Raw genomic sequence first — 7,195 nt, forward strand, 5'->3', positions numbered from 1 at the left:
AGAGGGGATGTTGAGTTACAGCGCGGCATACTTATCCAGCGTACGCACCAGCTGTGTGACAAACCCGTATTCGTTGTCGTACCAGGCGACGGTTTTGACCAGTTGCACGTCACCCGCATCTGTCACTTCTGTCTGGGTGGCATCAAATACTGACCCAAAGTGAGAGCCGATCACATCGGAAGAGACAATCTCTTCATCGGTATAACCGAATGATTCATTGTTTTCCGTGGCCCGTTTCAGCGCCTGATGAATCTCCTCGACGGTGACATTTTTGTTCAGGACAGAAACCAGCTCAGTCACGGAACCGGTCTTGACCGGGACGCGCTGCGCATGACCTTTCAGTTTGCCGCTGAGGGCCGGGATCACCAGACCAATGGCCTTTGCAGCCCCGGTGGTGTGCGGGATGATATTTTCCGCCGCCGCGCGCGAGGCGCGAAGATCTTTCCCGCGCGGGCCATCCACCAGCGCCTGAGTACCGGTATAGGCGTGAATGGTGGTCATGGTACCCACGTTGATACCAAATGCGTCGTTCAGGGCTTTCGCCAGCGGAGCCAGGCAGTTGGTGGTGCAGGAGGCGACGGAAATGATCGTATCGCGACTATCGATGGTGTCGTCGTTGACGTTGAACACAATGGTTTTCATCTCACCTGCGGGGGCCGAGATCAGCACTTTTCTGGCTCCTGCATCCAGATGGGCTCTGGATTTCTCTTCCGAAGTATAAAAACCGGTGCATTCCACGACGATATCGACCCCAGCCGTTTTCCACGGAATATGTTTAGCCTCTTTTTCGGCGTAAACCGCGATCGATTTGCCATCGACAATCAGCGAATCTTCGGTGAAATCAACGCTCCACGGAAAGCCGCCGTAGTTAGAATCATGTCTGAGCAGATAGGCCAGAACTTTGGGGGAGGTAAGATCGTTGATGGCAACGACGGTGTTGCTGTCCTGGGTTTCAAGAAGGCGACGAAGTACAAGGCGTCCAATGCGTCCAAATCCGTTAATACCAATTTTACTCATGGTTTACTCCTGGTGAACGTGTCGGTGCGACAGTGTGAACTCATCCAGGCTTAGACCATGACGGGCATGGCGGCAATTGAAGATGCTTCATCCCTGGGGAAGTATTTGAAAAACCATGCAGAAAAGTTAATGAATTTTTAGGGAAAGCTGGTTATGTTGGCGCGGTATTTGTTCTTTATCAGGAAATGACATGCGCACTAAATATACAAGCCTGCAAATAAGCATTCACTGGCTGGTGTTTCTGTTAATTATCGTGGCCTACTGTGCAATGGAGTTCAGAGGCTTTTTCCCCCGTACCGCCCGTCCCCTGATTAATATGATCCACGCCTCGTGCGGTATCGCGATTCTGGTGCTGATGGTGACGCGCCTGCTGGTTCGCCTCAAATTCCGCTCACCGCCGATCCAGCCGAAGCCTAAAGCGATGGTGACAGGGTTATCCCATCTGGGGCATCTGGTTGTTTATCTGCTGTTTATCGCCTTACCGTTGGTGGGTATTATGATGATGTATAACCGTGGTAATGACTGGTTTGCCTTTGGCATGGTGATGCCGTACGCGGCGGAATCGAATTTTGACCTGGTGGACGTTCTGAAAGAGTGGCACGTGACGCTGGCCAATCTGGGGTATTTTATCATTGGCCTGCACGCACTGGCGGCGCTGATGCATCACTACTTCTGGAAAGACAACACGCTTCTGCGCATGATGCCGAAAAAAAGCCAGACCCCATGATTTTTATGCCCTGCGGTGAACTGCAGGGCATCCTTCACGTCTGATTATTGCAGATGGGCGCGTTCTTCTGGCGTCAATTCCAGCGACTGGGTTGACCCTGTCTCTGATGATTTCACTGCCGCCTCCAGCACTGCCATGACCGCTAATGCCTCAACAGGATGAACCGGGTTATCGATCTTACCTGTCAGCGCATCGCGCACATTGATGTAATACTGGCGCTGGTCGCCTTTCGGGGTTTTAACCGCCTGCGCGTCGCCGCTGGCACCAAACAGCAGCATATCGTCGCTGTCTTCCCCCCAGCTTTCGCTACCTGGAATAACGCCAGCCAGCAGTTGCGCCTCCTGTTGGTCAATTCTGGCTTTTACCACGCTGCCTTTATCCCCGTGTACGGTAAAACGGGATGTCCCGCCCGCAACCAGCATGCTGCAATGCAGAATGACCTTGTGCTCCGGGTAATTTAATACAACGTGTGCCCAGTCATTAATTTCTGCGCCGTCGCGCAGTGTCGCAATATTGCCCTGAACGGACTGAGGCAGGCCAAAGAGCTGCAGCGTCTGGTCGATCAGGTGCGGCCCCAGGTCAAACCACAAACCACTCCCCGGGACGTTTTGCTCTCTCCAGCGCACGCGAACTTCCGGGCGGAAACGATCGATATGTGACTCAAGGTGTTTAATCTTACCGAGACTGCCTTGTTCAATAACCTGCTTAATACCGAGGAAATCGCTGTCCCAGCGGCGGTTGTGGAAGACGGAGAGCAGCAGCTGCTTTTCATCAGCCAGGGCAATCAGGTCGCGTGCTTCCTGCATATCAAGGGTGAATGGTTTATCCACCACCACATGTTTGCCTGAGTTGAGGGCAAGCGTCGCCAGCGGCGCATGAGTTGCGTTAGGGGAGGCTATTACCACCAGGTCAACATCCGGATGCTGGATTGCCTCTTCGGGGGACGCCACAACGGTCGCATCCGGGATATCACGTTTGACCTTTTCTTCATCGCGAGAAGAAACCACCGCCAGCTTAAGTCCTTCAACCGACTGGATCAGCGGAGCATGGAAGGTTTTACCCACAAATCCATACCCGATCAGTGCAATGTTAATTGTCTTCATTTTATTCATGACCTTCTCCACGTTATTACGCGTCTGCAAGGGTGATTTGCAATGCGTCAGTATCCCCGGCTTCAGCCCAGGGACGGTCTAAAAACAGTTGATGAATGTCGGATAACCCGCAAACCAGATGCGGTTCACAGTGGTTTAATTTCAAATGGTCGGCGACGATCCAGTGTTCATGGCTTGCCGCCAGCATGGCTCGTTTGACTTCCGCATCGGCTTCTGTGCTGGCGCTCAGGCCGAGCCGGGCGTGAATGGCGCACGCGCCGAGGATAGCAATGTCCGCCCGGTAGCGGGACAGCAGGGATAGCGTGGCGCTACCGGCAAACAGGCGCTGCTTCTGATCCCATTTTCCGCCGAGCAGGATCAGCCCGATATCTTCCCGGTCGCTAAAATGCTGCGCGATATCCAGCGAGGGGGTGATCACCGTCAATGGCCCCTTAAGAAAACGCGCAACCGCCATCACCGTGCTGCCGGCATCCAGAAACAGCGTCGACCCGGCAGGGACGCTTTCCGCCACCCGTTTTCCCAGACGTTGCTTGGTTTCAGGCAGCAGCGTATTTCTGCCCTGGCGATCCATTGCCGGGAGATTAAGCGCGATAGCCCCGCCGTGGTTCTTCTGTGCCAGACCCTGTTTTTCGAGGTCGGTCAAATCACGGCGGATAGTATCAGCAGAAACCTGCAGCTTTTCTGCAAGCTCAGTAATACTGGCTTGGCCCTGTTCACTCAGAATATCAATGACATATTTTTGCCTGGCGGTTTTGTGCATGTTTCTTTTAATCCTGCAGAATGTCGCAATAAATCGCATATTACAGCATTTTGCGGGAAAGGGAATATCAGATGCAATGGACGGTTTACATAAACAAATAACTCAAATACCATACCCCCCTATAGTATCTAAGGAGAGCCGTATGCCGCATTCGCCCGAAGATAAAAAGCGTATCCTGACCCGCGTTCGCCGCATTCGGGGGCAGGTCGATGCGCTTGAGCGCGCGCTGGAATCAGGCGATCCCTGTCTGGCTATCCTGCAGCAAATTGCCGCCGTGCGCGGTGCTGCTAATGGCCTGATGGGCGAGATGGTCGAAATTCACCTCAAAGATGAGCTGGTGACGGGGGAGACAACCCCGGATCAGCGGGCAGTTCGGATGGCAGAAGTCGGCCATTTACTGCGCTCTTATCTAAAATAAACCCACAGACCTCACAACAAGGGAAGAGACACTATGAAATCTCGCGCAGCTGTCGCGTTCGGCCCAGGCCAGCCGCTGAAAATCGTTGAAATTGATGTCGCACCACCGAAAAAAGGCGAAGTGCTGATCAAAATTACCCATACCGGCGTGTGTCATACCGATGCATTCACCCTGTCAGGGGATGATCCTGAAGGCGTATTCCCGGCAGTGCTCGGCCATGAAGGCGGTGGGATCGTGGTGGAAGTGGGCGAGGGTGTGACCAGCCTGAAGCCAGGCGATCACGTCATTCCGCTGTACACTGCGGAATGTGGCGAGTGTAAGTTCTGTAAATCCGGTAAAACCAACCTCTGCCAGGCCGTGCGTGCGACGCAGGGGAAAGGGCTGATGCCGGACGGTACCACCCGTTTCTCTTACAACGGTGAGCCGGTTTATCACTACATGGGGACCAGTACCTTCAGTGAGTACACCGTCTGCGCGGAGATCTCGCTGGCAAAAGTGAACCCGCAGGCTCCGCTGGACAAAGTCTGTCTGTTGGGTTGCGGTGTGACCACCGGGATCGGCGCGGTGCATAACACGGCGAAAGTCAAAGAGGGCGACACCGTTGCGGTGTTCGGTCTCGGTGGCATTGGTCTGGCGGTTATCCAGGGAGCGGTACAGGCAAAAGCCGGTCGTATCATCGCGGTTGATACCAATCCGGAGAAATTCCGGCTGGCGGGCGAAATGGGGGCGACCGATTTCGTGAACCCGAAAGATGACGAAAAACCGGTTCAGGACGTCATTGTTGAACTGACTGACGGTGGTGTCGATTTCAGCTTTGAATGCATTGGTAACGTTGACGTGATGCGTTCTGCCCTCGAATGCTGCCATAAAGGCTGGGGTGAGAGCGTTATCATTGGCGTGGCGGGTGCAGGTCAGGAGATCAAAACGCGTCCGTTCCAGCTGGTGACGGGGCGTGTATGGCGTGGTTCGGCATTCGGTGGCGTGAAAGGTCGCACCCAACTGCCGGGCATGGTTGAAGATGCGATGGCCGGGAAAATTCAGCTCGATCCGTTCATCACCCATCGCCTGCCGCTGGAACAGATCAATGAAGCATTCGATCTGATGCACGAAGGTAAGTCCATTCGTACCGTCATCCATTTCGGCGACAACTAATTATTCTGCCAGCGGTTTTTGCCGCTGGCCTTTCTTTAATAATCTTCTCTAAAGTGTGACCTGTCTTGCGCTTTTCGCCATAATCAAATTTCCTGCCGTGCCGATGACTATTTTACAGGCGTGTTTATACGCATCTTACCTACAAGAGAGTCGACGGTCATGGACAACACAACTTCGATGCAGGCGCAGCAAAAGCTGAGCTTCTTGCATCACATCAGGCTGGTTCCGCTGTTTTCCTCCATTCTCGGTGGCATCATTCTTCTGTTTGCCTTGAGCTCAGGCCTGGCGGGCTATTTCCTGTTGAAAGCGGATACCGATCAGCAGGATGTCACATCAGAAATTCAGGTTCGTCTGGGTTTATCAAACAGCTCTAACCACCTGCGAACCGCGCGTATCAACATGATCCATGCAGGTGCGGCAAGCCGTATCGCTGAAATGGAGGCGATGAAGCAAAACATCAGTGAAGCAGAAACGCGCATTAAGCAGTCGCAGGAGGGATTTAACGCGTACATGAATCGCGCTGTGCGCACACCTGCCGACGAAGCGCTGGATGCTGACATAAAAGCGCATTATGACGCGTATATCGCCGGTCTTCAGCCGATGCTCAAATTTGCCAAAAACGGCATGTTTGAAGCCATCATTAACCACGAAAATGACATTGCGCGTCCGCTGGATGACGCCTATAACGACGTGTTGTTGAAGGCGATTAAAATCCGTACCGATCGTGCCAACGCATTGACAGCAGAGGCACATACCCGAACACAACTGGGGCTGATGTTTATGATCGGTGCGTTCGGGCTGGCACTGGTGCTGACGGTCATGACCTTCATCGTACTGCGCCGCACGGTGATCAACCCGCTGCAACGTGCCGCAACGCGCATTGAGAATATCGCTAAAGGCGATCTGACCATGTCGGAGGATGTGGCAGGGCGTAGCGAAATCGGGCGTCTGACGCGCGATCTGCAAATCATGCAGCGCTCTCTGGTGACCACGGTAGGCACCGTGCGTCAGGGAGCGGAAGAGATCTACCGCGGCACCAGCGAGATTTCTGCCGGTAACACCGACCTCTCTTCACGCACCGAGCAGCAGGCCGCCGCCATTGAACAGACGGCAGCCAGCATGGAACAGCTGACGGCAACCGTGAAGCAAAACGCCGATAACGCACATCATGCAAGCAAGCTGGCGGAAGATGCCTCTGGCAAAGCCAGCCGCGGTGGTCAGATGGTTTCCGGCGTGGTGAAAACAATGGGTAACATCTCCACCAGTTCGAAGAAAATCTCTGAAATTACCGCAGTCATTAACAGCATTGCGTTCCAGACTAATATCCTGGCACTCAACGCCGCGGTAGAAGCCGCACGAGCGGGTGAGCAAGGCCGTGGTTTTGCGGTGGTGGCGAGTGAGGTGCGTACTCTGGCAAGTCGCAGTGCGAATGCAGCAAAAGAGATTGAAAGTCTGATCAACGAATCCGTGTCACTGATTGACCAGGGTTCCGGCGAGGTGGTGGCTGCGGGCAACACCATGAATGAAATTGTCGAGGCGGTTAAACGCGTCACCGATATTATGCTGGAGATTGCCGCTGCGTCTGACGAACAGAGCCGGGGTATTGTGCAGGTGAGCCAGGCGATTTCGGAGATGGATAAAGTCACCCAGCAGAACGCCTCGCTGGTGGAAGAAGCCTCTGCAGCCGCGGCATCGCTCGAAGAGCAGGGTGCGCGTCTGACTGAGGCCGTCGGAGCGTTTCGGTTGAGTGGTAAAACACAGGGGCGTGGACAACCTCAGACCTCTGTGGCCGTAAAACCTGCGGCGTTACGTCCAACGGTCGCGGATAACGGGGATAACTGGGAAACGTTCTGAGTTCGCTACCCGGAAAAAAAGGGTCATATGATCTAATGCTTGTCAGTTAAGCATGGTGGATAATTCCGTTCACCTTAATATCCGCAGAAAATAATACGCTCACAACCTGTGAACGGGATAAGGGGGCCACCGCGGCCCCCTTATCAATCCCCGCG

Annotated in this window: 7 protein-coding genes; 4 read left to right on the top strand and 3 right to left on the bottom strand. The window is 54.0% G+C overall.

Annotated features, from left to right (window positions below; translation table 11 throughout):
• Nucleotides 1–15 precede the first annotated feature (15 nt).
• On the bottom strand, nucleotides 16–1,017 hold the full coding sequence (gene gap, locus ACJ9N4_RS19035; protein WP_411500717.1) for a type I glyceraldehyde-3-phosphate dehydrogenase: 1,002 nt from the start codon (nucleotides 1,015–1,017) through the stop codon (nucleotides 16–18).
• Nucleotides 1,018–1,207: 190 nt separating this feature from the next.
• On the opposite strand from gap, the gene cybB reads away from it, so the two are divergent.
• Nucleotides 1,208–1,744, top strand: a complete 537-nt coding sequence (cybB, locus tag ACJ9N4_RS19040) for a cytochrome b561 (protein ID WP_182271363.1) — start codon at nucleotides 1,208–1,210, stop codon at nucleotides 1,742–1,744.
• Between the two features lie 44 nt (nucleotides 1,745–1,788).
• Here cybB and ACJ9N4_RS19045 read toward each other — a convergent pair whose 3' ends face one another.
• Both ACJ9N4_RS19045 and ACJ9N4_RS19050 read right to left on the bottom strand, forming a co-directional pair.
• The gene (locus tag ACJ9N4_RS19045) at nucleotides 1,789–2,856 is read right to left on the bottom strand and encodes an oxidoreductase (protein WP_182918453.1); all 1,068 of its coding nucleotides are present in this window, start codon (nucleotides 2,854–2,856) and stop codon (nucleotides 1,789–1,791) included.
• Nucleotides 2,857–2,872: 16 nt separating this feature from the next.
• Nucleotides 2,873–3,616, bottom strand: coding sequence for a DeoR/GlpR family DNA-binding transcription regulator (locus ACJ9N4_RS19050; protein WP_182918452.1), 744 nt, complete (start codon nucleotides 3,614–3,616; stop codon nucleotides 2,873–2,875).
• A gap of 142 nt (nucleotides 3,617–3,758) precedes the next feature.
• On the opposite strand from ACJ9N4_RS19050, the gene ACJ9N4_RS19055 reads away from it, so the two are divergent.
• From ACJ9N4_RS19055 to ACJ9N4_RS19065, 3 genes are all read left to right on the top strand, one after another.
• Entirely contained in the window at nucleotides 3,759–4,034 is a 276-nt protein-coding gene (locus ACJ9N4_RS19055) for a metal/formaldehyde-sensitive transcriptional repressor (protein WP_003857256.1), read from the top strand.
• Nucleotides 4,035–4,067: 33 nt separating this feature from the next.
• Entirely contained in the window at nucleotides 4,068–5,186 is a 1,119-nt protein-coding gene (locus tag ACJ9N4_RS19060) for an S-(hydroxymethyl)glutathione dehydrogenase/class III alcohol dehydrogenase (protein WP_182918451.1), read from the top strand.
• A 159-nt stretch (nucleotides 5,187–5,345) separates the two neighbouring features.
• Nucleotides 5,346–7,040: a methyl-accepting chemotaxis protein gene (locus tag ACJ9N4_RS19065; RefSeq protein ID WP_182918450.1), complete on the top strand. Its 1,695-nt coding sequence runs from the start codon at nucleotides 5,346–5,348 to the stop codon at nucleotides 7,038–7,040.
• Nucleotides 7,041–7,195 lie beyond the last annotated feature (155 nt).

Origin of the sequence: Enterobacter sp. LM3 (assembly GCF_046622475.1) — a bacterium.
Taxonomy (GTDB): Bacteria; Pseudomonadota; Gammaproteobacteria; order Enterobacterales; family Enterobacteriaceae; genus Enterobacter; species Enterobacter cloacae_P.

Excerpts from the sequence above, each read along its gene's own strand:
- gap (WP_411500717.1), bottom strand. The coding sequence starts at position 1,017 with ATGAGTAAAATTGGTATTAACGGATTTGGACGCATTGGACGCCTTGTA.
- cybB (WP_182271363.1), top strand. The coding sequence starts at position 1,208 with ATGCGCACTAAATATACAAGCCTGCAAATAAGCATTCACTGGCTGGTG.
- ACJ9N4_RS19045 (WP_182918453.1), bottom strand. The coding sequence starts at position 2,856 with ATGAATAAAATGAAGACAATTAACATTGCACTGATCGGGTATGGATTT.
- ACJ9N4_RS19050 (WP_182918452.1), bottom strand. The coding sequence starts at position 3,616 with ATGCACAAAACCGCCAGGCAAAAATATGTCATTGATATTCTGAGTGAA.
- ACJ9N4_RS19055 (WP_003857256.1), top strand. The coding sequence starts at position 3,759 with ATGCCGCATTCGCCCGAAGATAAAAAGCGTATCCTGACCCGCGTTCGC.
- ACJ9N4_RS19060 (WP_182918451.1), top strand. The coding sequence starts at position 4,068 with ATGAAATCTCGCGCAGCTGTCGCGTTCGGCCCAGGCCAGCCGCTGAAA.
- ACJ9N4_RS19065 (WP_182918450.1), top strand. The coding sequence starts at position 5,346 with ATGGACAACACAACTTCGATGCAGGCGCAGCAAAAGCTGAGCTTCTTG.